This is a genomic window from Cryptosporangium sp. NPDC048952 (genome assembly GCF_043197895.1).
In the GTDB taxonomy this organism is placed as follows: domain Bacteria; phylum Actinomycetota; class Actinomycetes; order Mycobacteriales; family Cryptosporangiaceae; genus Cryptosporangium.
Genome location: NZ_JBICTY010000004.1, coordinates 712,830 through 739,470 on the forward strand (window position 1 = coordinate 712,830; position 26,641 = coordinate 739,470).

At 72.0% G+C, this 26,641-nt stretch carries 15 protein-coding genes and 1 pseudogene; 6 read left to right on the forward strand and 10 right to left on the reverse strand.

Annotation, left to right across the window (positions count from 1 at the left end):
- Position 1: 1 nt before the first annotated feature.
- Together ACGFY5_RS26160 and ACGFY5_RS26165 are read right to left on the reverse strand one after the other, a co-directional pair.
- The gene (locus ACGFY5_RS26160; protein WP_392723724.1) at positions 2 to 8,551 is read right to left on the reverse strand and encodes an amino acid adenylation domain-containing protein; all 8,550 of its coding nucleotides are present in this window, start codon (positions 8,549 to 8,551) and stop codon (positions 2 to 4) included.
- Positions 8,548 to 12,318 (reverse strand): amino acid adenylation domain-containing protein, encoded by a 3,771-nt coding sequence (locus ACGFY5_RS26165; protein WP_392723726.1) that lies wholly within the window; start codon positions 12,316 to 12,318, stop codon positions 8,548 to 8,550. The genes ACGFY5_RS26160 and ACGFY5_RS26165 overlap by 4 nt, the downstream gene beginning before the upstream one ends.
- A gap of 221 nt (positions 12,319 to 12,539) precedes the next feature.
- Here ACGFY5_RS26165 and ACGFY5_RS26170 point away from each other — a divergent pair, with 221 nt between their 5' ends.
- Positions 12,540 to 13,748 carry a glycosyltransferase gene (locus ACGFY5_RS26170; protein ID WP_392723728.1) on the forward strand — a complete coding sequence of 403 codons (1,209 nt, stop codon included), beginning with the start codon at positions 12,540 to 12,542 and terminating at the stop codon, positions 13,746 to 13,748.
- A 21-nt stretch (positions 13,749 to 13,769) separates the two neighbouring features.
- Here the strand turns inward: ACGFY5_RS26170 and ACGFY5_RS26175 are convergent, their stop codons facing one another.
- Positions 13,770 to 14,708: an alpha/beta fold hydrolase gene (locus ACGFY5_RS26175; protein WP_392723729.1), complete on the reverse strand. Its 939-nt coding sequence runs from the start codon at positions 14,706 to 14,708 to the stop codon at positions 13,770 to 13,772.
- 63 nt (positions 14,709 to 14,771) lie between these two features.
- On the opposite strand from ACGFY5_RS26175, the gene ACGFY5_RS26180 reads away from it, so the two are divergent.
- Positions 14,772 to 15,761, forward strand: a complete 990-nt coding sequence (locus tag ACGFY5_RS26180) for a helix-turn-helix transcriptional regulator (protein ID WP_392723925.1) — start codon at positions 14,772 to 14,774, stop codon at positions 15,759 to 15,761.
- 35 nt (positions 15,762 to 15,796) lie between these two features.
- Positions 15,797 to 17,164 (forward strand): amino acid permease, encoded by a 1,368-nt coding sequence (locus ACGFY5_RS26185; RefSeq protein ID WP_392723731.1) that lies wholly within the window; start codon positions 15,797 to 15,799, stop codon positions 17,162 to 17,164.
- On the opposite strand, the gene ACGFY5_RS26190 is transcribed toward ACGFY5_RS26185, so the two are convergent.
- Positions 17,161 to 17,931, reverse strand: coding sequence for an SAM-dependent methyltransferase (locus ACGFY5_RS26190; protein WP_392723733.1), 771 nt, complete (start codon positions 17,929 to 17,931; stop codon positions 17,161 to 17,163). The two genes, ACGFY5_RS26185 and ACGFY5_RS26190, sit on opposite strands and share 4 nt — an antisense overlap.
- Between ACGFY5_RS26190 and ACGFY5_RS26195 the strand changes: the two genes are divergently transcribed.
- Complete coding sequence (locus tag ACGFY5_RS26195) at positions 17,932 to 18,117, forward strand: RNA polymerase sigma factor (RefSeq protein ID WP_392723736.1); 186 nt, start codon at positions 17,932 to 17,934, stop codon at positions 18,115 to 18,117. It abuts the gene before it with no gap.
- Positions 18,114 to 18,314 carry an RNA polymerase sigma factor gene (locus ACGFY5_RS26200; protein WP_392723738.1) on the forward strand — a complete coding sequence of 67 codons (201 nt, stop codon included), beginning with the start codon at positions 18,114 to 18,116 and terminating at the stop codon, positions 18,312 to 18,314. The genes ACGFY5_RS26195 and ACGFY5_RS26200 overlap by 4 nt, the downstream gene beginning before the upstream one ends.
- Positions 18,315 to 18,597: 283 nt before the next feature.
- Here the strand turns inward: ACGFY5_RS26200 and ACGFY5_RS26205 are convergent, their stop codons facing one another.
- The 6 genes and pseudogenes from ACGFY5_RS26205 to ACGFY5_RS26230 all read right to left on the reverse strand — a co-directional run bounded on the left by ACGFY5_RS26205 (position 18,598) and on the right by ACGFY5_RS26230 (position 25,165).
- Positions 18,598 to 19,461: an LLM class flavin-dependent oxidoreductase gene (locus tag ACGFY5_RS26205; protein WP_392723740.1), complete on the reverse strand. Its 864-nt coding sequence runs from the start codon at positions 19,459 to 19,461 to the stop codon at positions 18,598 to 18,600.
- Positions 19,461 to 20,618: a M20 family metallopeptidase gene (locus ACGFY5_RS26210; RefSeq protein ID WP_392723742.1), complete on the reverse strand. Its 1,158-nt coding sequence runs from the start codon at positions 20,616 to 20,618 to the stop codon at positions 19,461 to 19,463. Before ACGFY5_RS26210 ends, ACGFY5_RS26205 begins: the two co-directional genes overlap by 1 nt.
- Positions 20,618 to 21,240, reverse strand: a pseudogene (locus tag ACGFY5_RS26215) (alpha/beta hydrolase family protein). The gene ACGFY5_RS26210 and the pseudogene ACGFY5_RS26215 overlap by 1 nt, the downstream one beginning before the upstream one ends.
- 69 nt (positions 21,241 to 21,309) lie before the next feature.
- Positions 21,310 to 22,404 (reverse strand): amidohydrolase family protein, encoded by a 1,095-nt coding sequence (locus ACGFY5_RS26220; RefSeq protein WP_392723745.1) that lies wholly within the window; start codon positions 22,402 to 22,404, stop codon positions 21,310 to 21,312.
- Positions 22,392 to 23,744 (reverse strand): glutamine synthetase, encoded by a 1,353-nt coding sequence (locus ACGFY5_RS26225; RefSeq protein WP_392723747.1) that lies wholly within the window; start codon positions 23,742 to 23,744, stop codon positions 22,392 to 22,394. Before ACGFY5_RS26225 ends, ACGFY5_RS26220 begins: the two co-directional genes overlap by 13 nt.
- Positions 23,741 to 25,165, reverse strand: a complete 1,425-nt coding sequence (locus tag ACGFY5_RS26230; RefSeq protein ID WP_392723749.1) for an APC family permease — start codon at positions 25,163 to 25,165, stop codon at positions 23,741 to 23,743. The genes ACGFY5_RS26225 and ACGFY5_RS26230 overlap by 4 nt, the downstream gene beginning before the upstream one ends.
- Positions 25,166 to 25,364: 199 nt before the next feature.
- On the opposite strand from ACGFY5_RS26230, the gene ACGFY5_RS26235 reads away from it, so the two are divergent.
- Positions 25,365 to 26,591, forward strand: a complete 1,227-nt coding sequence (locus ACGFY5_RS26235) for a cytochrome P450 (RefSeq protein ID WP_392723750.1) — start codon at positions 25,365 to 25,367, stop codon at positions 26,589 to 26,591.
- The last annotated feature ends 50 nt before the right edge of the window (positions 26,592 to 26,641 follow it).

The window sequence follows — 26,641 nt, forward strand, 5'->3', positions numbered from 1 at the left end:
CTCATCCTTCCGGGGTCAGGTCGAACGCCCCGGCCACGGTGGTGGCGTGGGGTGTGCGCACGATGCCGTAGTGGGTCGTGGGCAGTTCGTGCCACGAACTCGGTTCCCCCAGGAGATCCCGCCAGCCGTCGCGGTCGGCGACCGGCAGGCCGGGCTCGGGGTCGGTGGCCAGCCACACGTGGCTCGGCGTCGACGTCAGGCGAACAGGCACGTGCCCGGCCATGCTGTCGAGATTGGCCCGGCACGCGCGAGCCAGCCGCCGGGCGTACTCGCCGGCGACGCCGCCGGACGCGCCCAGCTCCCGCGCGAACAGCGCTTCCAACTGGGCGTCGCTGTAGTCGGCGGCGGCGGCCCCGGGCGGTGGCGGATCGATGAGGTGCAGCGCCCGGACCGGCTGCCCAGTGGCCTCGGCGTCCGCGGCCATACCGGCGGCCACCCAGGCGCCGAACGACCACCCGGCCAGCTGCCAGGTGCGGGCGGGAAACTGCGCCCGCAGCGCGTCGTAGTACCGGCGGGCCCGCTCGGCGACCGGCCAGCCGGGCGGCTCCGGCCGGTTCAGCGCCGGGTCGGCGATCACACAGACGCCGAGCGCCGGGTCGAGCGCGGCGACGAGCGCGCGGTAGGCCTGGACGTCACCCCCGACCGGGTGCACGAGGCAGACGGCCTCCCGGCCGGTGCCTTCCCGCCACACCTGCACGGTGACCGCGTCGGTGCCGGCGTCGGTCGCCAGCTGGGCGAGCAGCGACTCCATCGTCACTTCGGGACCGAGCGAGGCGGGGTCGACGTCGACGCCGAACAGGCGCTTCACCGCTTCGACGAGTTCCAGCAGCAGCAGGGAGTCGGCGCCCAGGTCGTAGAGCGGCACGTCGAGCTCGAGTTCGTCGACGCCCAGCAACGCACGCACCTCGTCGACCAGCTCGGCTCCGGAGCTCCGGGCCGGCTCGGCCGCCGGCGGGGCGGTGTCGCGCTCGTGGAAACTCCGGGCGGTATCGAGGCCGGTCGTCGCGACCAGGAGCTGGGGCAGCCCGGACGCCAGCGCGCGGGCGAAGGTCCGCCGCCCTTCCTCGTCGCTCAGGCCGACGGCCAGGTGGGCCTGGTGCCGGGCATCGGTCTCCAGCGCCGCGACGGCCATGCCGGACTCCCGCCAGACGTCCCAGCTGATCGAGAGCCGGGCCGTCGGGCCGGCCCGGTGGGCCAGCGCGTCCAGGAAGCCGTTGGCCGCGGCGTAGTCCAGCTGGCCCACGCCGCCGAACTGCGCCGACAGCGACGAGCAGTAGACGACGAACGCCGGGCGGTGACGTTCGACGAGCCGCTCGGTCAGCACGGCTCCGGCGAGTTTGACCGGCTGCGTGCCTGCGCTGCGGGTGGAGATGAGCGCCCCGTCCGGTTCTCCGGCGGCGTGCACGATCCCGGCCAGCGGAGCGCCGACGCGTGCCTCCACCTCGTCAGCGGTGACCGTGGTGAGATCGGCGGCGAGCAGGTCGACGCGGTCGGCCCACGGTTCGAGCACCGCCGGGAGCCGGGGGGCGCGGGCGAGCAGGACGACCCGGTCGGCACCGTCGGCCAGCAGGCTCCGGGCGATCGCGGTGCCGACGCCGCCGGTGCCGCCGAGGACGAGGTGGACGCCCGCGACCCCGACGGGCTCCGCGGCCGTGACCGGCGTGCTGCTCTGCTGCCACCAGAACCCGTCCCGCAGGGCGACACGCGCCGGCGGCGTCGGGCCGGTGAGCAGGTCGGCGAGGACGTCGAGATCGGGGCCGGGGAGGTCGACCCAGTGGCCGCGCAGCCCGCTCTCTTGCGGGCCGGTGGCGCTCACCCCGGCGAGCAACCCGGCTTCCGGGCGCGTGACGGGCGCGGTCGCGGGTGCGGCGCCGGCGGAGAGCCACCACGTCGTGACCGGACGGCCGACGGCGGTGCGCAGTAGGGCGGCGGGAGTGTCCAGGCATGCGTGGCCCGCGCGGGCCAGTGACTTCTCGTCGACCGGTCCGGACAGGCGCAGCGGCAGGGTGTGGAGCCAGTCGATCGCGGTGCCCGGGAGTGCGTCGAGGACCCGGCGCAGGGACTCCGGGTCGGCCGGGTCGGCCTCGAACGTGTCGGGGCCGAGGCGCGCGAAGCCGGCGGCGCAGTGGACCCGCACCACCCGCGGATAGGCGGCGTCGAGCAACGGCGCGGTCAGCGGGCCCTCGCCGCAGAGGACTAGGGTGCGCTCGGCGCGACCGGCGGTCGTGGCCCGGCGGAGCCGGACCCAGGTGGGCTGGTGCAGCCACTCGCTCTCCGGACGCCTGGTCACGGTGGCCGGTCGCGGGAAGTCGTAGTCGCGTACGTCGAACGCGGGCGGCGGGAAGTCCCAGGGTGCGGGCGCCGACGTCCGTCCCCAGTCCACCGGCGTCCCGGCCACCCAGTCAGCGACGAGGTCCCCGGCCACGCCGGCGACCCCGGTCTCCCCGGTCGCTTCCCGGGGCTCGGCGGTTCGGAGCCAGTCGACCGCGGCCGCGGCGTCCGCGCACACCGCCGCCGCGCGCCAGCGGCCGGCCGGGCGCCCCGACTGCAGATGCCGGAGCACGTCCGGATAGGACTCCGGGCGCCGGGTGAGGTACTCCGCGATCCGTCCGGCGTCGGTGCGCAGTGCCTCCGGACTGCTCGCGGAGAGCACCACGCACGGCACGGGCTCGTCCGGCCCGGCGGCGACCGGCCGGACCGACTCCACCACCCCGTGGGCGTTCGTCCCGCCGATGCCGAAGCTGCTCACCCCGGCTACCCGGCGTTCGGCCGGCCACGGCTCGGCCCGGGTCGGAACCCGGAACGGCCCGAGGTCGAGCGCCGGGTTCGGAGCCCGGAAGTCGACGGTCGGCGGCAGCACACCGTGGTGGACGGCGAGCGTCGCGCGGATCAGGCCCACCACCCCGGCCGCCGCGCCCAGGTGACCGAGCTGGCTCTTCACCGACGAGATCGCACAGTCAGCGGCGTCGGGCATCGCTTCACGCAGCGCCGCGACCTCGATCGGGTCGCCGAGGCGCGTCCCGGTCCCGTGCGTCTCGACGTACCCGACCTCGGCGCCGGCCCGCCCTGCGCGTCGCAGCGCCGTGCGGATCGCTGCCCGCTGTCCGGCCGGGGAAGGCGCGCTGAAGCCTTGTTTCACCGCGCCGTCGTTGGTCAGCGCCGAGCCGGTGACCACCGCGTACACCGTGTTGCCGTCGCGCCGGGCCGCCCGCAGCGGTTTCAACACCACCACGCCGACGCCGCTCGCGCCGACCGTGCCGCCCGCGTCGTCGCTGAACGGGCGGCAGTGCCCGTCCGGCGAGAAGATGTGTCCCGGCCGGTACCGATAGCCCTCGCTGAGCGTGACGTCGACGAGTACCCCGCCCGCCAGCATCACGTCGGCCTCGCCCGAGCGCAGCATCCCGGCGGCCTGGTGGACGGCTACCAGCGAGCTCGAGCAGGCCGTCTGAGTCGTCAGCGCCGGGCCGGTCAGGTCGAGATGGTAGGCCACCTTGGTGGCGAGGAAGTCCTTCTCGTGGTGCAGAGCGAGCTGGAAGCCGTCCGGCAGCGCGGCCGGGTCGCCCTCGCGCAGCAGCTGCTGGAAGTAGGTGTCCTCGCCGCCGCCCGCGACGAGACCGACCCGGCCCGGCGCACCGGCCATCCCCGCGTGCGCCAGTGCTTCGACGCTCGCCATCAGCAGCTGCCGTTGTTGGGGGTCCATCAAGGCCGCGTCGCGGTGACTGATCCCGAAGTGTTCCGGGTCGAACGCCAGCGGCCGGTCCAGCAAGCTGCGGGCGCCGATCAGGCCGTCCGCCGCCGGGAAGTCCTCGATGCCCCGCCGCCCGCTGCGCACCAGGTCCCAGAAAGCGGCCAGGTCCGGTGCGCCGGGCAGCCGCACCGCCATGCCGACGACAGCGACCGGCTCGTCGGCGGCGACCGGGTCCGCCGGTGCTACGGAAGGGGCGTCCCCGTCCAGGTGCCGGGTCAGTTCCCGGAGCGTGACGTGCTCGAACAGGTCGGCCGCGGTGAACCGGTACCCCGCCTCCGCGCACCGCAGGTGGAAACGCATCAGTGTCAGACTGCTGGCGCCGGCGGCGAAGAATGTCTCGTCGGGACCGATCGATAAGCCGGTCACCTCTTCGAACAACGCCGCCAGCTCACCTGACGGCCGCGCGGAGCCCCGCTGGAGATCCCGGCCCGGCGTGCGTGGAGCGGCGTCCCGGTCGAGCTTCCCGCTGGGGGTGCGCGGCAGGGCCTCGACGACCCGGAAGCGGTCGACCCGCGCGTGCGGCGGCAGCAGCGACGCGAGGTGCTCGGTCAGCTCCGTCACGGTCGGCGTGCGGCGGCACTCGACGACCGCCATCAACCGGTCGTTCTCGCCGACGACGACCGCGTTGACGACATCGGGATGCCGCAGCAGCGCGGCCTCGACCTGCCCCAGCTCCAACCGGTGGCCGCTGAGCTTGACTTGCCGGTCGGCCCGGCCGTCGAAGTGCAGGAGCCCGGTGTGGTCGAAGTGCGCCAGGTCGCCGCTGCGGTAGTACAGTCCGGGCCGCTCGACGAACTTCTCGTCGACCGGTTCACCCAGGTAGCACCGGGTGGCCGGCAGACCGCCGATGAGCAGCTCACCGACCTGACCGGGCGGCAGGGACGCGCCGTCGGCGTCGGCGACCCGCAGTAGCGCGTTGGCCACCGGCCGGCCGATCGCGGGCCGGTCCGGCCATGCGTCCGGGTCACCCTCGAGGGTCAGCGTGCTCACGACGTGGGTCTCGGTCGGGCCGTAGTGGTTGTGCAGGCGGGCTCCGGGCAGCCCGGCGAACCAGCGCCGGATCGCCGGTGTGCAGACAAGTTGCTCACCCGCGGTGACCACGTCGCGCAGCCGCGAAGGGAAGCGGCCGAGCCGGACGCCGTGCTCGGCGAGGAGTTGCAGGGCGACGTAGGGCAGGAAGATGCGCTCGATCCCGGCGATCTCGAGCTGGTCGAGCAGCGCCGGGACGTCGTGGCGCCACTCCGGGCGGACCAGGTGCAGGTGCCCGCCGCGGAGGGTCGTGAAGATCTCCTGGAACGACACGTCGAACGACAGCATCGAGAACTGCTGGGTCACCGCGGGCGGCGCGTCCTGCCACTGGATCAGGTTCGCGAGGGTGCGGTCCGGAACGCGCACTCCCTTGGGCGTCCCGGTCGAACCCGAGGTGAAGAGCGTGTACAGCGGCCGTCCGGCGTGCCGGGCCGGAACGTCCGGTACCGGCCCGCCGGCGAGCGTGACGAACTGCCGCTTGGTGTCGGTGTCGATCGCGTCGAACGCCGCCGCGTCGCCGGGGGCGAGCAGCACGCACCGGGGCCGGACCTGGCCGAGCACGGTGCGCAGCAACTCGGGCGGGTACCCGGGGTCGAGCGGAACGGCGGTGATGTTCCGCCGCGCGAGCGCGAGCAACGCGACGACGTGCTCGGCCGACGGCCGGAAGAACAGCGCGACGTCGGTGGCGTCGTCGGGGAGCACCGCCGCGAGCCGGGCCGCGTGCGCGTCGAGTTCGGCGTAGGTCAGGGTCTCCTCGCCGGTCAGCGCCGGGGCGTCCGGTGTCGCCGCGACCTGTCGTGCGAACCCGTCCGCAACGGTTTCCCAGGTCAACCCGGTGGCCGGGCCGGCTCCGTGGTCGGGAAGGTGTCGGCGGTACGGCTCGGCCAGCTCCGCCGGGGTTCCTCCGGCGCCGTCGAGCGTGCGGGCGAAGACGTCGCCGAGTGCCTGGATCTCGGCCTCGGTGAAGCGGCCGTCGCCGTACTCCCAGAGGCAGGTGAGGCCGTCCGGTCCGTCCACCACCGACAGCGTGAGCGCGCACTTGGCGTCGGCCGGCTCGACCCACTGCGGGGTGAGCGAGCAGCCGGGCAGGTGTAGGGCGGTGAAGTCGGTGTTCTCCAGGACGAACAGGTAGTCGAACGCCGTGTGCTCGGGATCGAGGTCGGCGAACGCGACGTCCTGATGGTCCAGCGCCGTTCCGGCGGCCTCGCCGAGCCGGCGCAGCTGGCGGTCGAGATCTTCGCCCGGGTCCACCGACAGCGGCAGTGGCACGGTGTTGGCGAACATCCCGACGGTGTCCTCGAACTCCCGCACGGGCCGGTTGACCACCGGCGCGGCGATCCGGGGGCGGGTCCGGCCGGTCACGGCCCAGAGGCTCGACGCGAACACGCCCAGCAGGAGTTGGAAGCGGGTCAGTCCGAGCGTGCGGGCCCACTCGTCGACCCGTGTCCGATCGAGCGCGGTGGTCCGCAGGCGCCCGGCGAGCGAGGACCCGGCGGTGCTCACGGCTTCGTCCGGCGGTGTTTCCCGCCGGGCATGGGCGTCACGCAGCGCCCGGTAGCCGGGGGAGGTGAACCATCGGGACTGCCACGCGGCGAAATCGAGCGGCGTGTAGGTGCGGGGACTCGGCTCGGCGCCGGACAGCTCGCGGAACAGGACGTTGAGCGACCAGCCATCGACCGCGATGTGGTGCAGGCACAGCAGGAGCGTGCTCGAACCGTCGTCCCCCGGCCGCCAGGCCACGCGCAGCACCCGGCCCGAGGCGAGGTCGAACGGGGCGGTGAAGAGATCGTCGTCCGGCTCGGTCCACGGGTCGTACGGCGTCCGCACGACCTGGCGCAGCCCTTCCGGCGTCGCCACGAACGCGGTGCGTAGCGCCGCGTGCCGCGCCACCAGTCCTTGGACGTCCCGGCGCAGGGCCTCGACGTCGGGCTCGCCGGTGACGCCGAAGGCCATCGGCACGAAATAGGCGGTGGAGGCCGGGCTGCGCTGCTGGAACAGCCACAGACGCTGCTGTTCACTGGTGGCCGGCGCGCTCGTCTCGGTAGTGGGCGCGGCGGGCACCGGATAGAGCGTCGTGGTCGACTCGGCGACCGCACGGGCCAGGTCGGCGAACGTGCCGCGCTGTACCGCCGACGGCGGCAGCTCCGCGCCCCACCGTTCCCGCAGCGCGAACCGCAGCCGCAGAGCCGTCAGCGAGTCGCCCCCGGACCGGAGCCATGTGTCGCCCGGCCGAAGGTCCCCGACGCCGAGGATCTCCTCCACGACCGCGAGGAGCTCGCGTTCCCGGTCCGACGGCGCGGGCCCGTCGGACGCCGGCCGCCACGCCGGGATGCCGCCGGCCAGCAGCGCGGTTTCGTCGACCTTGCCGTTCGCGTTCCGGGGCAGGTCGTCGACCCGGTACACGTGGTGCGGCCGCATGTAGACCGGGACGGTTGCGGCCACGTGCTCGTCGAAGGCGTCGGCGGTGAGCCCGGGCGCGACGAGGAACGCGTGCAGCTCCGCGGTGGCCCCGTGGCGTACGGCCACGTGGGCCTGCCGGATCACCGGGTGCGCGAGGAGCCGTTGCTCCAGCTCATCGGGCTCGATCCGGAAGCCGCGCACCTTCACCTGCCGGTCGGTGCGGCCGACGTAGGCGAACAGCCCGTCCGGCAGCACGCGGACCAGGTCACCGGTGCGGTAGTGCCGTGCCCGGCCGTCGTCCAGCCAGGGCAGTCGGACGAACCGCTGCCTGGTCTCCGTGGGCCGGCCGCGGTAACCGGCGGCGAGCCCGGTACCGGACAGGTACAGCTCGGCGATCTCGCCCTCGGCGGCCATCCGGTCGTCCGGGGCCACCGCGACCGCGTGGGTGTCGGGTAGCGGGCGGCCGATCGGCACCACGTCGCCGTCGAAGTCCCGGGGGATCGGGTAGCTCAGCGCGAACGTGGTCGTCTCGGTGGGGCCGTACCCGTTCTGCAGCACGGTCGGCGCGTCCGGGTTGGCCCGGTACCACCGGCGCACCGCCCGCGCGTTGAGCTGTTCGCCGCCGATGAGGACCCGGTCCACGGTGGCGAAGCTGTCGGGGATGATCTCCGCGACCGCGTTGAACAGCGTCGCGGTCACGAACATCGTGTCGACACGTTCGCGCACGAGGGCGTCGGCGAAGGCCCGCGGGTCACCGATGGTGTCGTCGTCGAGCACGACGCACGCGCCGCCGGTCAAGAGCGGCACCCACACCTCGAAGCTGATCGCGTCGAACGCGGGGTTGGCCAGACACGCGAACCGATGGCCGGGAGCGAGCCAGCCGGGCTCGGCGAGGCGGAGGATTCCCGCGTCGCCGATCTCGACGCCTTTGGGCCGACCGGTCGTGCCGGAAGTGGAGAAGAGGAACGACGCCGCCGCGGGTTCGGCGGGCGGCCCCGCCTCGGCCGGTTCGGCCAGGAGCTCGGCCGGCGTCAGCGGCGGCAGATTCGGCAGCCCGTCGTGGACGACGGCGACCGCGCCCGCGTCCTGCAGCACGGCGTCGCGGCGGGCGGGTGGGCTCTGCCGGTCCAGCGGCACGACTTGGCCGCCCAGCCGCAGCACGCCCAGCATGACCTGCACCAGCTCCGCCGAGCGGCCCAGAGCCACGGCGACCGCGTCGCCCGGCCGGACGCCCCGGCGGGCCAGGGCAGCCGCGACGGCCGCGGCGGACGCGTCGAGCTCGGCGTAGGTGATCCGCCGGGCGCCGTCGGACACGGCGAGGGCATCCGGGTGCCGCTGGGCCCGGTCGTGGACGCGGCGCGCGATCGAGGTCATCGGGCGCACTCCGCCGTGATCAGCTCGGCGACGCGCGTCAGCGCGTCGCTCTCGAGCATGTCCCAGTGCCCGCAGTCGGCGGGGACCACCGCGAACTCGCCCCGGACCCGGCGGCGCCAGAACGCATCGGTTCCCGGGACGGTGTCCTCGCCGACGGCCTGCACGAAGACCGTCCGCGCCGTCGACCCGCCCGGATCGTGGTCGCGCGCGGTCATCCGGTTGTGGTTGTACGTGCGGTGGTAGCGCTCGATCTGCGCGTCGTCGATGCCCGGGTACATCCCGTTGAACCGCACCAGCTTCTCGCGGAACTCGGCCGCGGACACCGGTTCGATCCCGGTCCGGTCGTCGGTGCCGGTGGTGTCGAGCAGGACGACCGTGACCCGCGGATGGCTCGGCGCCAGCCGCCGGCCCATCTCGTAGGCGACCAGGCCGCCGTAGGAGAGGCCACAGAGGACCAGCGTCTCGTCCGGCCGCGGCCCGACGAGCCGCAGGTACTCCTCGGCCATCGCGTCGACGCTCGGTAGCAGCTTCTCGCCGGGGTTGAGCCCGGGAGACTGGATCCCGACGACGCCCACGTCGTCAGGCAGCGCGGCGCTGAGCGGGAGGTAGCAGAACGCCGTCCCGCCCGCCGGGTGGACGCAGACGACGCGGACGCGCCCAGCTCCCCGCCGGAACTCGATCAGGCTGCCGCCCTCCGGAGGGCGGCCCGCACGCACCAGCGCGGCCTGCCTCTCGATCGTCGGGTGCACGATCACGTCCCGGATCGGCAGTTCCCGGTCGAACTCCGCGCCGATGGCGTGGGCCAGCTTGATCGCCGAGATCGACGTACCACCGACGTCGAAAAAGTTGTCGGAGACGCCAATCGCGGGGTGCAGCAGCACGCTCTGCCAGATCCGCAGCAGTGCGAGTTCGACGTGGTCGCGCGGGGCGGCGGTGTTGACGACCGTGGGCGCGCTCGCCCGGGCGTGCGCCAGCACAGCGTCCCGGTCGAGTTTTCCGCTGCGGTTGAGCGGCAGCCGGTCGAACTCGGCGAACACCGAGGGAATCATGTAGTCCGGTAGCCGGTCGGACAGCGCCGCCCGCCAGTTGTGCGGGGTCCGGCCGCCGGCTCCCACCACACCGGCGACGAGCCGGGGCTCGCCGTCGCGGTCCACGAGCACCGCCGCGTCCCGGACCCCGGGGACGGTCAGCAGCGCGGCGGTCACCTCGGCGGGTTCGATGCGGAACCCACGCAACTTGATCTGATCGTCACGACGGCCGACGTACTCGGCGTCCCCGCCGGGGAGCCATCGGGCGAGGTCGCCGGTGCGGTACATGAGCGCGCTCGGCACGAACGGATCGGGCCCGAACCGCTCGGCGGTCAGGTCCGGCCGGTGCAGGTACCCGCGGGCCAGGCAGTCGCCGGCCAGGAACACCTCGCCGGCCACACCCGGGGGCACCGGGCGGTGCCGTTCGTCGAGCAGGTACATCCGTGACCCGGCCAGCGGACGGCCGATGGGAGCGGGACGGTCGCGCGGCTGCGGATCGACGAACGCGCTGGCGTAGAGGGTGGCCTCGGTCGGACCGTAACCGAAGCAGATACGCAGACCGGGCAGCGCCGCGGCGAATCGGGCCAGCGCGGACTCCGCCAGTGGCTCGACGCCGGTGAGCACCTGCCGGAGCGCGAGGCCGGCGACCCGGCCGGGATCCTCGTCGATCCACCGGACGTACGCCGGCGGCAGGAACGCCTGGACGACGCGGTGCTCGGCCAGCCACGCCATCAGTGCGGCGGGGTCGGCGCGAACCTCGTCGGGGACGACGTGCAGCACCGCGCCGGTAGTCAGCGGGAGCAGCAACTCGTGCACCGACGCGTCGAAGCCGATGCTCGACCACGCCGACGTGGCCTCGCCCGGCGTGGCGCCGAAGCGGTCGAGCCACTGGTCGAACAGGGCCAGGACGCTGCGATGGGCGACCGCCACGCCCTTCGGCCGCCCGGTCGACCCGGACGTGTAGATCACGTAGGCCGTCTCGTCGGGGCCGGCCGCAACCGGGGTCCGCGTCGGTCCGCCCTCGGCTTCCAGCGCGGCGATCGACTCGGGGGCGTCGCTCAGCACCAGGAGCGGACGCGCGTCCTCACACATCGCCGCCCGCCGGGCCGGCGGCTGGGCCGGGTCCAGCGGCAGCCAGGCCGCGCCGGCCTTCAACACGCCCAGCACCGCGACGACCAGTTCCACCGACCGCCCGCACCGGACCGCGACGATCTCGCCCGGCCCGGCTCCGCGGGCGCGCAGGGCGTCGGCCAGCTTCGTGGAGCGCCGGTCCAGTTCGGCGTAGGAGAGAGTGCGGCCGTCGCAGACCAGCGCCGGGGCGTGCGGGGTGGCGTCGGCGCAGGCGGTGAAGCGGTCGACGAGCCCGCCGGGGCGGGGCTTCGCACGCGGACCCGTGCTCCACCCCGTGAGGATCGCGTGGCGCTCGGCGTCGTCGAGCAGGTCGTAGCTCGCGACGTCCTCGTCGGGGTTCGCGCTCAGCTGCTCGAGCAGGCGGACGAGGTAGCCGGCGTACCGCGCCGCGGTGGCCCGGTCGAACAGCGCCACCGAGTAGTCGAGGTGCCCGGTGACGCCCCCCGCCTCGTCGGCGAGGTTCAGCGACAGGTCGAATTTCGCCGGGGCGAACTCCACATCACACGACTCGACCTGGACATCCGGCAGTTCGAGCACGTCGTGGAGGGTCGGCACCCACGCGAACATCGTCTGGAACAGAGGGTTGTAGGCCGGGCTCCGTGGCGGGTTCACCAGTTCGACGACCCGTTCGAACGGCAGTCCGGCGTGGTCGAGCGCACCCCGCAGCGCCGTGCGGACCTGCTTGAGCAGGACGGCACCGGTCTGGGCGCCCGCCACGTCGGCGCGCACGGCGAGGGTGTTGACGAAGAAGCCGATCGTGTCGGGGAACTCGTCGCGGCCGCCCCGGCTGGTGGTGGGCACGCCGACCACGACGTCGGTCTGCGCGGACAGCCGGGACAGCAGCAGGAACCACCCGGCCAGGATCGTGGAGTAGAGCGTGGTGCCGTGCTCGCGGGCCACCGCCCGCAGCGCCTCGGTGAGCGTCGGGCCGAGCGCGACCGGCACCCGGTCGCCCCGGTGGTCCCGGTGGGCCGGACGGGGGCGGTCGGCGGGCAGGTCCAGTACCGGAGCGACGCCGTCGAGCCGCTCCCGCCAGTACGCCTCGTGCGGTGCGGGCCCGGTGCCCGCGAGCCAAGTCTGCTGCGCGCGGGCGTGCTCACGGTACGGCCGGGTCTCCGGCAGCGCCGGCGCGTGCCCGCGCACCTCGGCGGCGTACAGGGCGCCGAGTTCCCGCAGCAGCAACGTACGGGACCAGCCGTCGAAAACGCTGTGATGGACGGTGATCAGCAGAACGTGGCTTTCGTCGTCGACCAGCAGCCGGGCGCGGGCCAGCGGAGCGCACGCGGGATCGAACGGAGCGAGCGGTTCGTCCCGGCGCAACCGCGCCCGCTCGGCCGGTCGTCCGGTCGTGTCGGTGACGGCGAGCGGGAAGCCGTGCCCCGGGGACTCGACGATCTGTACCGGGCGTCCGTCCTCGACGGCGAACCGGGTACGCAAGGTCTCGTGGCGGTCGGCCAGGGCGTCGAACGCCCGGTGCAGTGCCCGGCGATCGAGCGGGCCGCGGAGGGTGAACGCCATGGCCTCGTTGTAGGCCGGATTGGCGCCGTCGAGCTGGGAGACGGTCCAGAGGCGTTGCTGACCGGACGACAGGGGGGCGGACACCGGCATCGGAGGGACGACCTTTCCGGGCGGAGATACGCGCACTGCTACCGCGTTGCGAGCCGGTACCGCGCCGTGCCGTCGCAGCCGAGGTCGGGCGAATTCGCTGTCTATTGTGGAAACTAACACCCTCGCGGGAGTTGGTCTCCACAAGAGACGAAAAAATCGGCAAAGGACGTACTTCGACGGGCATCCTGGGACAGCGGTGCCGACATGAAGGAGGTCGCCGGATGCGGGTTCTCTTGGTCACGTATGGGACACGTGGTGACGTCGACCCGCTGGTGGCTCTGGCCCTGCAGTTGCGGACGCTCGGCGTGGACGTGCGGATGTGCGTGCCACCGGACGAGGAGTTCGCCGGGCGGCTGGCCGGTCTCGGGATACCAGCGGTGCCGGTGGGGCCACCGATACGGACCTTGACCAGCGGCTCGGCCCCGCCGTCGACGGCGTTGCTGGCGCGGTACCGGACCGCTCTGGTGGACGCCCAGTTCGACGCCCTTCCCGCAGCGGTGGACGGCTGTGACGCGCTCCTGGCGGTCGGGCTGGCCCAGATCGGCGCGCGATCGGTGGCCGAGGCCGCGGGCATCCCGTACGTGTACGCGAGCTATGCGGCGGTCAACCTGCCGTCTCCGCACCACGCGCCGCCACCGCGCCCCGGCTGGCCGGACCCGCAACCGGCCGACAACCGTACGCTGTGGGACCGCGACGCCGAGCAGGTGAACGCGCAGTACGGAGCGGCGTTGAACGAGCACCGGGCGGCGCTGGGTCTGTCGCCGGTGAGCAACGTCCGTGACCACGTCTACACCGATCGGCCCTGGCTGGCGGCCGATCCCGCGCTCGGGCCGTGGCCGGTGACGACCGGGCTCGACGTGCTGCAGACCGGGGCGTGGGAGCGACCGGACGACCGTCCGCTCCCGCCCGACGTCACGGCGTTCCTGGACGCCGGTGACCCGCCGGTCTACGTGGGCTTCGGCAGCATCAGTCCGTCGCCGGGCCTGGCCGACCGGGCCGTCGAGGCGGTCAAAGCCGAGGGCTACCGCGTGCTCGTGTCCCGGGGATGGGCCGACCTGGATCCGGCCGGCTGCTTCGTCGTCGGGGAGGTCAACCACCAGCGTCTGTTCGACCGGGTGGCCGCGGTGGTGCACCACGGCGGTGCGGGGACGATGCGGACGGCCGCGCGGGCCGGCGTGCCGCAGGTGGTGGCCTGGATGCCGGTGGGTGACAACCCGTACTGGGCCGGCCGGGTGACGGCCCTGGGCCTCGGCGCGGCGCTCGACGGCCGGACGGCGACGACTGCGTCACTGGGGGCCGCCTTCGCGTCGGTACTGAGGCCCGGGGCCCGGGCGCGCGCGACGGCGGTCGGCGCCGGAATCCGCACCGGCGGAGCCCGGGTCGCGGCGGTCCGCCTGCGCGAATTGGCCTCCGCCGGCCGCCGCCACTAGCCGAGGGCACTGTGCTGACCGCTAGGCGGTATCCCGCTGCTCCAGCCACGTCAGAATTAGCTGGGTCGTTTCCTCCGGCTTCTCCTGCTGAATCCAGTGACCACAATCCAGACTGACCACTTCCACGTCAGGCACGAACTCCGTCAGGTTTTCTGCCCTCGCGACCGGGTCGCGGTCGCCGTAGATCATGAGGGTGGGCTGTCGGATGATCGGGTCCACGTCCGCCAGCAGACGCCAGTTGCGGTCCAGGTTTCGATACCAGTTGATTCCCCCCGTGAACCCGGTTGATTCGAAGGAGGAGACGAACACAGCCAGTTCGCTGTCGCTCATGACGGGCTCACCGAGCGGGGTCTCCATTCTGGCGAGGTTGATGAAAGCGTTGCCCGGCTGCGGCTCTGCGGGGGGCACGTCTTTCCGGTACAGGTTCCGAAGGAATTGAAACGTGTTCTCCTCGAACACGGCGTCCGCGACGCCCGGCTGCCGGTTGAAGTGGACGAAATAGAAGTCGGTGCCGAGTGCGGCCTCCATGAACTCGATCCACGGCATCTCTCCGCGCTCTTGATAGGGCACGCTCAGCGCTACCACGCCGTTGACCCGGTTCGGGTGCAGCAGGGTGAGGCCCCAGACGACGAATGCGCCCCAGTCATGGCCGACGAAGGTGGCATCCGCGTAGCCGTAGTGATCGAGGAGGGCGACGAGGTCGCCCGACAGGTGTGCGATGTCGTAGTCCGTCACGTCGGCGGGACGGGACGAGTTGCCGTAACCCCGCTGGTTCGGGACGATGACGTGGTAGCCGGCCGCAGCCAGGGCCGGTACCTGATAGCGCCAGGAAAAGGCGTGCTCCGGCCAGCCGTGACAGAGCACGATCGGGTTTCCCGCGTTCTGCCGGCCGGCTTCGAAGACTTCGAGTTCCACACCGTTGGCCGAAATGCGGGTGGGCTCGGGAAATTCGATGGTCATACCGGCAGTCTGGCGACCGATACCGGCCATCTACTGACCGGTTTGCCTGGCACCGTCATCCAGGTGCGAGCCGACCGGTTACTGGCCACCCTCCTCCTGCTGCAACATCGCGAGCAGGTGACAGCAGCGGAGGTCGCCCGGGAGTTGGAGATCTCCGAGCGCACCGCCCGCCGCGACCTCGACGCCCTCGGCATGGCCGGCGTGCCGGTGTACTCCGTGCGGGGCCGAGGCGGCGGCTGGCGCCTCGTGGGCGGCGCCCGCACCGACCTGTCCGGGTTGACCTCGAGGGAGGCTCGCGCCCTGTTCCTGGCCGCCGGCCCGGCCTCGTCTGTCACGCCGGCCGTGAAAGCGGCGCTGCGCAAGCTCGTCCATGCCCTGCCGGAGCCGTTCCGGGCGCAGGCCGAGGCGGCGGCATCGTCGCTCGTCATGGACCCGCAACGATGGGGGTCGAGCCGGGTCGAGCCCCGACCGCCTCGCTTCCTCGACGAACTCCAGGACGCGGTGATCCGCGGCGTCCAGGTCCGGCTCGGCTACATCGACCGCGAACGCAGCGAAACCGAGCGAACGGTCCACCCGCTGGGCATCGCCGCCAAAGGCCCGTCGTGGTACCTCGTCGCCAACACCGGGGCCGGCCGGCGGACCTTCCGGATCGACCGCGTGTCGTCCGTCGACCCGACCGGCGATCCCGTGCACCGGCCCGACGATTTCGACCTCGCCGAGAGCTGGCGCGCGATCGCGGATGAGGTCGAACGCAAGCGAACACCCGTCGAGGCCCGGGCGTTGTGCGTCCCTGACGGGATAGGCGTGCTCCGGATGGGATTCGGCGATCGGCTCGACGTGGGAGGTGCCACGACCGACGGCCGCATCGAGGTCGTGATCCGCGGCCACGACGAATACAAACTCGCCGGCGAGCTTGCCGGGCTGGTCGCATACGTCCACGTGACCGGTCCTCCGGGGGTGCGGGACCACCTGGCCTCGATCGGCAACGTGCTCGTCGAGCGATACGGCACGGACGTCGGGCCGCGGCGTTCCGGGCCGCGGAATAGCGGGTAGCAGACCTGAAACGCGTTCCCATCGAAGGAGCGGCCATGGCTCAGGTCACCGAAACACCGGAACTCCAGAAGGGCCTACGGCCGAGACACCTCCGGATGATCGCGATCGGCGGCGTCATCGGCGCCGGCCTGTTCGTCGGCTCCGGGGCCGTCATCAACGACGTCGGACCGGCAGCCTTCCTGACCTACGCCGTGACCGGCGTGCTGATCGTGCTGGTCATGCGCATGCTCGGCGAGATGGCGGTGGCGCATCCGTCCACCGGCTCGTTCGCCGACTACGCGCGGGCCGCGCTCGGCAACTGGGCGGGCTTCTCCGTCGGCTGGCTGTACTGGTATTTCTGGGTGATCGTCGTGGGGTTCGAGGCCGTCGCCGGCGCGGAGATCCTGCGGCGCTGGGTCGACCTTCCGCTCTGGACCCTCGCACTCGCGCTGATGGTGCTGATGACCGTCACGAACCTGTTCTCGGTGCGCTCCTACGGCGAGTTCGAGTACTGGTTCGCCGGCATCAAGGTGTTCGCGATCTGCGCGATGCTCGCGCTGGGCGCCTGTTTCGTGCTCGGGCTCTGGCCGGGGCGCGACATGGACTTCTCGAACCTCACCGCCGAGGGCGGGTTCCTGCCGAACGGACCCAGCGTCATCTTCTCGTCGATCGTCGTCGTCATTTTCTCGATGGTGGGCGCGGAGATCGCGACGGTGGCCGCCGCCGAGTCCGACGACCCGGCGCGCGCGATCTCGAAGGCGACGAACTCGGTCGTCGTGCGCATCTCGATTTTCTACGTCGGCTCGGTGTTCCTACTCGCGGCGATCCTGCCGTGGAATTCGACGAAGCTGGGGGAGTCGCCGTACGTGAGCGCGTTCGACGTCATGGGCATCCCGGGCGCGGCGGACCTCATGAACGCGGTCGTGCTCACCGCGGTGCTCTCGTGCCTGAACTCCGGGCTCTACACCGCGTCGCGGATGGTGTTCGTGCTGGCCGCGCGGCACGAGGCGCCGCAGCGCCTGACCCGTCTCTCGGGCCGGGGGGTACCGGTCGCGGCGATCCTCGTGTCGACGGTCGTCGGGTTCCTGTGCGTGATCGCGGCGTACGTGTCGCCGGACACCGTGTTCCTGTTCCTGCTGAACTCGTCCGGCGCGGTGATTCTGTTCGTCTATCTGTTCATCTGCGTCTCGCAGTTGATCCTGCGACGCCGGACGCCCGACGACGAGCTGCCCGTGAAGATGTGGGGTTTCCCGGTGCTGACGGGGATCGTGATCGTCGCGATCCTCGTGGTGCTGGGGTCGATGGCGGTGGGGTCCGACACCCGCTCGCAGCTGCTGCTGAGCCTGGGGTCGCTGGCGTTCGTGCTGGCTGCGCACGCGGTGCTGGCGTGGCGCCGCCGCCGGACGGAGGTACCCGCCGCCTAAGGCGTGCGGGCCACCGCGCCAAGGATCGACACGACCTCGTCCGGCTGGTCGGATTGCCGGTCACGATCATCGGGGCGCCAGCGGTGCACGGGAGTGAGGCCCGGTTCGACGAGGTCGAGGCCCTCGAAGAACCGGGCGATCTCGGGGCCCGGGCGCGCGCGGAGCACCACGCCACGGCGCCCGGAGTCCCGCTCGATCGCGCGCCACTCGTCGGGCAGGAAGTCCGACGTCAGCTGGGAGAGCGCGAGGTACGACCCGGCCGGCAGCGCCTCCACGAGGCGGCGGACCCGGGCGTGCGGGTCCTCGGCGTCCTGCAGGTGGTGCGTCACCGCGACCAGTAACAGCCCGACCGGCCGCGTCAGGTCGAGCAGTTCGCCGGCGCGGGCCAGCACCCGGTTGGGCTCCCGCAGATCGGCCTGCGCGTAGTGCACCCGGCCGGGCTCGTCGGCGCCCAGGGAAACCACCAGCGGGTCGTAGTCGACGTAGACGACCGAGGCGTCCGGCGCCACGAGATGGGTGCTGTCCGCGGCCGGGATGCCACTGCCAACGTCCAGGAACTGATCAATTCCGACGCCAGTCAAGAACGTGACCACACGTCGCAGGAACTCACGATTCGACCGGGCCGTGACCTTGGCCCCGGGGTTCACGGCCAGTCCGGCCTCGGCGGCGGCACGGTCGGCGGCGAAGTTGTCCTCGCCGCCGAGCAGGTAGTTGTAGATCCGGGCGGGGTGGGGGCGATCGGTACGCAGCTCGACGGCGTCGCTCATATGACCATTGTGGAGGAAACCGCGATGCAACCGGTGAACAACCACTGCTTCCGCCTCACCGGCAACTGGGCACTGGCCGATGACGCCACGTCCGCGGTGTTCTTCGCGGCCTGGCGCCAGCGCGGTGACGTGAAGCTGGTGCACGACTCGGCGTCGCCCAACGCCTGGACGACGAGCAGCGGATGACGGAGGTGCTCGCGGCCGCGCACGAGTTACCCCGGGCGGAGCGCGAAGCGCTCGCGCTGTGTGTCTGGTCCGGCGTGTCCTATGCCGACGCGGCGGAGGTGCTGTGCATCGCCGAGGCGAGCGTGTGCTCGCGGGTGAGCCGGGCGAAGTCGCGCTTGACCCGGAGGTTCACGACCGTGCAGGGGGCTACCCGATGACCGACCTTCAGCTGCCGCCGGAGCGGGACGTGTCGCCGGAGCGGCAGGACGCGATGCACGATGCGGTGCGCCGGCGAATTGCTCGGCGCCGTCCGCGGATCGCGGGCCGCATCTGATTCCGCTGGTCGCGGCCGCGGCGGTGCTCCTGGTTCTCGGGACGACGATCACCGTGCTGAGCCTGGTGCGGAAGCCCGACGGTCGGCGAGTGGGACGCGCGCGAGCGGACCTGCGCGGTGATCCCGCCGGAAAGATCGTGGTGGGACAGCCGAACGAGGACCCGGTGTCATGCGTCGCGGCTCGCCGCTGGAGGTAGCTCGGCCGCGATGCCCTCGAGGACGGAGAGCTGGGCGTCGTCGTCGCGGGGCCAGAGCACGGCGAGTGTCGTGACGCCGAGTTCGCTGTAGCGGCCCACGCAGTCGCGGAACGACTCGACCGAGTCCAGCGGACGCTCGTCGCCATATCCGAGGACCGCGAGCGACGGCAGCGTCGCCGGGTCGCGGCCGTACTCGGCGCAGACCTCGGCCAGCAGGTCGAGCTGCCGGCGGACCTCGTCGTGGCCGGAGATCGTCAGGGTCTTGGAGATGTCCTGGGTGATCCAGAGGTCACCGAACCGCGCGGCGAGGGCCATGCCGTTCGGTCCGGTGGCGGCGATCGCGATCGGCGGCCGCCGGGGTTCACTGCCACCGAGGGCGACGTCGTGCGCGGTGAAAAACGTCCCGGTGACGTCGGTGTGGTCGGTGCGCAGCAGCTGGTCGGTCAGTTCGACGTACTCGCGGAACCGGGCGGTGCGCTCGGAGCGGGGCAGTGGGGTGCCGCCGAACGCGTCGGAGTCCCGGCCCGGGCCTCCGGCGCCGATACCCAGCACGAACCGGCCCTCGGAGAGCGCGTCGAGGCTCAGTGCCGCTTTCGCGGTCGTTACCGGGTGCCGGAAGTTCGGCGAGGTCACCTGCGTGCCGACGCCGATGCGCGAGGTGGCCGCGGCGACGGCGGCCAGTGCCGTGTAGGCCTCGTGCCGGGGCTTGTCGCCGGTGAGGTTCAGGTGGTCGTACAGCCAGCCGCGGCCCAGGCCGAGACGTTCCGCGAGCAGCCATTCGTCGCGCATCACCGGCCACGGCGAGTCCGCCCACATCACGGCGTCGAGCTGCATCAGGTGCCTTTCGGGGTGGCGGCGGCGAGCCAGCCGGCGAGCAGTGCGGTGGCCACGTCCTCGACGACGTGGTCACCGGGAAGGTAACGCGCGTCGTGCAGCATCGGTCCCGCCGGTCCCTCACCGGTGCCGACGAAGTGCATGAGGATCGGCACCTGCGGGCCGTAGGTGGCGAAGTCGTCGGAGCCGCAGGACGCGAAGCTCGCTTTTTCGACCCCGAACTCGGTGAGCCAGCGCCCGGCCTCCGAGGCGAGCGCCGGGTCGTTGACGAGGGCCGGCTCGCCCCGGCGCACCCGGTACTCGCCGGTGCAGCCGGCGGCTTCGGCGATGCCTGTGATCGTGCGGGCCAGGCGCTCGTGCAACCGCGTCCGGTCCTCCTCGCGCATCGCCCGCACGGTGCCCGACGCCCGCGCGGTACCGGGGATGACGTTCGGCGCCCCGGACCCCTCGATCTGCGGAAACGTGACGACGACCGGCTGCAACGGGTCGACTGCGGCGCGGGCGGCTTCGGGCAGAGCGAGCACACCCCGGCAGAGCACCGGCACCGGGTCCGCCGCCAGGTGCGGATACGCCCCGTGACCACCTCGCCCGGTGATCACGATGTCCACCTCGTCGACCGACGCGTTCACCGGCCCGGGGTCGCTCGTGACGCACCCAGCCGCGACCAGCGGCTGCACGTGCGCGGCGATCAGCGCCCGCACCTCGTGGTCCAGCAGCCGCCCGGACGTGACGACGTCGATGGCGCCGGTCGGGCCGACCTCCTCGCGCGGCTGCAGCACCACGACGAGCCCCATCGGCAGTTCGACGCGCTGCGCGGTACGCACGACCGCGACCAGCGCGGCGAGGTGCACATCGTGTCCGCACGCGTGCATCGCGCCGTTCCGGGATGCGAACGGCGCCCCGGTCTCCTCGACCATCGGCAGGGCGTCCATCTCGGCGCGGAGCCCGACCGCCGGGCCGTCCGGACCGATCCGCAGCAGCCGACCGGTGCCGGCGATCCGCTCGGCCGGCAGGCCGAGCGCCGCGACGACACGGTCGGCGGTCGGGTCCTCCGCGCCGGACACCTGCGGGTTCGCGTGCAGTTCGTGCCGCAGCGCGACCGCGGCGGATAGCTCGTCGGTCAGTGCGCTGCGCCAGGCCTTCGAGAGTTCGTCCACTACACGAACGTATCCGCCACCCAGCCGGCGATGAACGTGCTCACGTAGGGGAGGTGGTCGAGGCCGATGTGCTCGGTCGCTCCCTCCTCGGGCGTGAAGATGCGCAGATCCCGCTTCGGTGTGTTCACCGCCTGCTCGTACGACCGGTGCGCGTACCCCAGGGGGATCTGTCGGTCGTTCGCGCCGTGCGCGATCAGAAACGGCGGCACCGGTCGTTCGCCCTCACGCTCGAGCCGCCGACGCTGCACCGCGCCCCAGTTGTGGTTCGCACCCCACGCCACGCACAGCGCGAACCGCTTCTCGAACGCGGCGACCCGCGGGGCGTAGTAGCCGCCCAGCGACCAGCCGACGATGCCGAGCCTGGTGCCGTCGACGTCGTCGCGGGTCAGCAGGTAGTCGACGGCGACAGCATCCGCTCGGCCTGGCACAGGTAGTTCGTCGCGCGCCGGTAGAGTTGCTTCGCGGTGCGCAACTGCCCCGACTTCTCGGCGTCCTCACCCTGCGCTGCCGCCTCGCGGATCGGGCGGCAGGCACGATCGACCTCGTCGATCAGCCCACCGGAGTTGAGGGCCGCGACGACGCCCAGGTTCCAGACATAGTTGCCGGGGAAGTATTCGAACACGCTTCGAACTATCACGGATCGCGGAGCCATGCGGAACAGCGATCTTCTGATGCTTGCTATCGGTGCGGTTTATAGGTGGTAGACGCGTTCGGCGTTGCCGTGACCGATCAGGTGGGCGATGCGGTCGGCATCGGCGCGGGACCATTCGTCGGTGCCGACGCGGTCGCCGGTGAGCGCGTCGAGAGCTGCCCGGAAGCTGAGCGCGCCGAGGCTGTAGAGCTCCGGCACCCCGTACGCGTCACTCGAGTACAGGAGCCTCGTGAACGGGGAGACCTCGGCGAGTTCCGCGAGTATCTCCGGGCTGCGTCGAGGGCCGACGTAGTGCAGGGCGAGCCCGACGTCGAGGTAGACGTTGGGGAAGACGCAGGCGAGGAACGAGGCCTGGCGCTGATAGGGCCAGCAGTGCAGGAGCATCACCGGGGTGCGGTGGCGGGCGATCCAGTCGCTAAGGAGGGTGGGGTCGACGTCGGTCATGCGGATGTCGTTGTCGCCGAAGCCGACGTGGAATTGGATGGGGAGGCCCAGATCGATGGCGGTTTCGAGCGTGAAGCGCTGGAGCGTGGGGTGTGCCAGCCTGGCCGGGGAATCCGCCAGCCAGCTCCGGGCCGCCTCGGTGATCTCGATTCGGCTCGGTGGGGTCGGGTCCAGGCGGAAGCCCGTGCGGTAGGCGGCTACCGATTTCACGCCGACCGCGTTGACTGCTGTGACCGTGGCGTGCAGGCGTTCGGGGAAGACGGTCGCGAACTCCGCGGGGTCCACGCCCTCGGCGGCGAGGTCTTCGGCGACCTTCTCGAGCCGCACGATGTGGTGCGCCCGCGCGTTCGCTTGCTTCGCGAGTTCTTCCGGCGTCGTCAGACCGTCCGCGTGGAAACCCGTGTCGACGAGATACCGCGCCGTGCCGGTCGCGTGCAGGAACCGCCGGGTCACCTCGGCGGTGCCCAGCTCCGCCCGGCGGGCCAGGTAGTCCTCGGGGGACGTGTGCCTGGGCAGGTCCAGCAGCGGCGCGCAGTGCCGCCGGATCGCCAGGCCGACGGGGGTGTCGAAGTTCGTCTCGCCCGGCGGCGGCGAGCCACCCTCGCTGATCAGGGCTTCGAAGTCGGCGCGGTCCAGGTCGGCGGTGGCGACGCCGTGGCAGTGGTGATCGACGAGGTTCAATAGACCCACCGGTACGCCTCGGCGATGGCGGTCGGGGACTGGTGCTCCATGCGCGCCGCCTCTCCGCGCCGCACCGCGACGATCGCGTCGATCACCAGCTCGTCCCACGCCTTGGCCAGAATGCCGCCGGTCAGCAGGCTCACAGCGTCATCCATTGTCGTTGGCAGTTTCGGTATTTGCTTGTCGCTCAACTCGGCCTCGGAGAACCGGGACGGGTCGCCGGTGATCTCCTCCGGCAGGGTGCGCTGCCGCTCGATGCCGTCCAGACCGGCCGTGATCAGCCCGGCGAACACCAGGTACGGGTTCGCGGCCAGGTCGACGGCTTTGACCTCCAGGTTCGCCGCCCGCTCGCGGACGCCGGTCATGCCGGTGACGACACGCAGCGCGGCCTCGCGCGTCTCGTGGCCCCAGCAGGCGTAGATCCCGGCCCAGTGGCTCGGCTGCAGGCGCAGGAAGCTGGCCGGGCTCGGGGTGTTGACCGCGGCCAGCGCCGGGAGCGCGTCGAGGATCCCGGCGGCGAACGCCTCGGCCTCGGGCGTCATGCCGTAACGCCCGTCGCCGGTGCCGTGCAGGTTCTGCTCGCCCCGCCAGGCGGAGACGTGCACGTGTCCGCCGTTCCCGACGCCCCCCGCGAGGACCGAGGGGGAGAACGAAATCCGCAGCCCGTGCTTCTGCGCCACCGCGCGGAGCGTCGCCCGAACGAGTACCGAGCGGTCGGCGGCCGCGAGCGGATCCGTCGCACCGACGGAGATCTCGAACTGGCCGGGGGCGTACTCCGGGTGGATCTGATCGACGTCGACGCCCTGGGCATCCAGGGCGGTCAGGACCTCGTCGCAGAACGCGCTCAGCTCGGTGAGGCGGGTGAGCCCGTAGGCCGGGCCCTGGCACGCCGGCACGAACTCGGGTGTGTCCCCCTCTTTACCGAGGACGAACTCGATCTCGACGGCGGCCTTGAACGTGAGGTCGTCAGCCGCCGCGACCGTTCGCCGGAGCAGCGACCGCGAGCAGTTGACGTGCGGGACACCTTCCTGGGTGAGCCGGTCGACCGGCGCCCAAGCCCAGCCCGGCTCGGCCGCGAGCACCACGAGCTGGTCGAGGTCGGGGTGGAGGCGCAGGTCCCCGTCGGGGCCACCCTGCTTGTCGGTGCCGACGATCGAGTCGTCGGCGAGGAACAGGTCGAACACCGGCGACATGCCGACGCCCCACTGCACCGCACTCGCCAAGGCCTTCACCGGTACGGCCTTGACCCGGGAGATGCCGGCGGTGTCCACGTAGGAGAGCGCGAGGCCGCGCACGCCCAAACCGGTGAGCTCGTGGGCGATCTGCTGGGCGCGGGTGGGATCGGTCATGCCTTCGTGAGCCCTTCGTCTGTGGTGAGCGCTGTTCCGGCTCTTCTCGCGAGTTGCGGAGCGGCCAGCACTCCGACCACGCCGACGAGCAGCCACACCGCGGCCACCAGCGGCGCGACGAGGCTGCGGCCTTCCGGCAGCGGGATGACGTTCCGGTAGAGCGTGTAGCCGAGCACGATCAGCCCTCCGACCGGAATGATCACTTCCCAGGCGCGGACGGTCGGGTCCTTGTTCACGAACAACAGCTTGATGACGCCGATCGACGCCAACACGTAGACCACTAGCAGCACCAACGTACCGATCACGCCGGCCGCGACGAACACATCGAGCGACGTGTCGTAGATCAACCACAGCAGCACCTCGATCACCGCGGCCGCAGCGACGACGCCGATCGCGGCACCGACCGGCGTACGCCGGCGTTCGTCGACGTGGGCCAGCCGCGGCGGGGCGAGCCCGTCGCGGGCCATCGCGTAGAGCAGCCGCGACGCCCCCACCGCGCAGGCCAGCGCACACCCGAACGCGCTGATCGCGGCGCCGAGGCTGATCAGGTCGCCGAGCCAGGCGCCGACGAACGTCCTGCCGAGGTCACCGAAGAGCGACCCGGAGACCTCGAAGGCCGCCATGCCGCCGGTGCTGTCGAAACCCATGACCTCGACCCACGTGACGAACACGAAGTACACGCCGCCGAAGATCGCGGTGCCGAGGATCGCGCGGGGGATGTCACGCCGGGGCTGCTTGGTCTCCTCGCCGAGCGTCGCCGCCGCTTCGAAGCCCGCGAACGACAGGAACCCGAAGACGACGCCGAGGAACAGCGCGCTGGAATCGGTGCCCTTCTGTACCGTGAACGGCTCGAACGAGAAGTCACCATTTGCGCTGACTTTCACCAGCACCACGACGGCGACGATCAGGATCAGCGCGACGGTCGCGGCCTCGACGACGAGCAGCACCCGGGTGCCGAGCCGGACGGGGGAGATCGTCAGCCAGAGCACGCCGAGGAGCACGACGCCGACGACCGGAAGCACCATCCAGTCCGGAGCGCCCCGCCAGATGCCCGTGCCATCGAGGAACGCGAGGAGGAACCGGGCCGAGGCAGTCGACGTCACAACGGCGTAGAACAGGTACGTGCCGAGCAGGCCCCAGCCGGCCACGACCCCGGGGCGCGGGCCGAGCGTCGCGCCGACGAAGCCGTACACCGAGCCGGAGTGGTGAAACTTCTGGGTGAGGCGCACGAACGTGTACGCGACGAGTAGGACACCCGCGGTGGCCAGCGCGAACGTGAGCGGTACCGCCCGGGAGACGCTGCCGACCATTCCCTGTGGATTGATGTTCGCCGCCATCGACGGCGCCATGAGGGCGACGGAGATCCCGACGGCCTCCCAGATGCTCAGTTCGCGGCCGAGCCGCGGCCCTTTACCTGCCACGGTGCACACTCCGTCCAACCGGTTGCGAAAGGCATATCCCTGTTCGGTTGCTCAGAACAAGGGTCGATCCGATTCCCGTGGGGTGTTCGTGGGGAGATGGGGTAGCTGATCCCGGCGCGTTTGCCCATTGTGGAAGGGCCGGGCCATGCTCATGAGGCACCGATTGCTTCATTACAGATTCACCGTCAGAGGAGCCGAGTTGACCGTCAGCGAGCTCGCGGCGAGCTTCGACCCGTTAGGGCCGCAGTACGAGGATCCCTACCCCGTTTATGCCCGGGCGCGGCGTGAGGAGCCGATCTTCTTCGCGCCGCGGCTCGACGCCTGGGTCGTGACGCGCTTCGCCGACGTCGACGCGATCATCAAAGACCCGGAGGGCTTCTCCTCCGTCAACAGCCTGCGGCCGCTCCGTAGCCCCTATCAGGCCTCGATCGAGGTCCTGATGACCGGCTACCCGCAGCGTCCCGACCACGTCACGTCCGACGGCGAGGCCCACCGCCGTCTGCGCGTGCCCTACAGCAAGCACATGACGACGCCCGGCCGCGTGAAGGGGAGCGAACCGGCGATCCGCAAGCGCGCCGACTCCTACATCGACGCGTTCGACGGCACCGTCGACCTGGTCTCGAGCTACGCGGCTCCACTGCCGCTCGAGACCGCCGGTGACCTGTTCGGCTTCGCCGGTGACGACGTCGCCCTGGCCGACGTGGGCAGCCGGTCGCTGTTCGCGCTCGCCACCCCCGACCAGACCGAGGCCGAGGAGGTGGAGGTCGCCCGCCACGTCGTCGCGTTCCAGCGTCGGTTGGCCGAGTACGCGCGCGACCGGCACGCTTCGCCGACGGGTGACCTCATCAGTGACGTCGTCGCGGCGCTCGCGCCGGAGGACGGTCCGCTGACCTTCGAGGACGAGGCTCAGCTGGTCGCGACGTTCGCCAGCACGTTCGGCGCGGCGCACATCACGACCGCCGACGGGATCGGCAGCGCCCTGGCGTTGCTGCTCAGCCACCCTGACCAGTGGGAACTGCTGGTCGCGCAGCCCGACCTCGTGCCGAACGCGGTCGAGGAGGCGCTGCGGTTCGAGGCGCCGATCCCGGCGCAGTACCGGCTCGCCACGCGGCCGGCCACCGTCGGCGGCGTCGACATCCCCGAAGGGGCGGATGTGCTGTTGCTGTTCGCGTCGGCGAACCGCGACGAGGAGCGGTACCCGGACCCGGAGCGGTTCGACGTGACGCGGAAGCCGAGCCGGCACTTCGCGTTCGGCGCGGGGATCCACACGTGCGTGGGGGCGGCGTCGGCGCGGCTGCAGATGCGGGTTGCGTTGCAGGCGATCGTCGAGCGGCTGCCTGGGTTGCGGCTGGTGCCGGACCAGCACGTCGAGGTGCGCAGGTCGTTGAACGTGCGGGGTCCGCTGTCCCTCTCGGCCACCTACTGACCGCTTCCGGAGGCCTCCGCGTGAGTCGCGGGGGCCTCACGGGCGGGCGC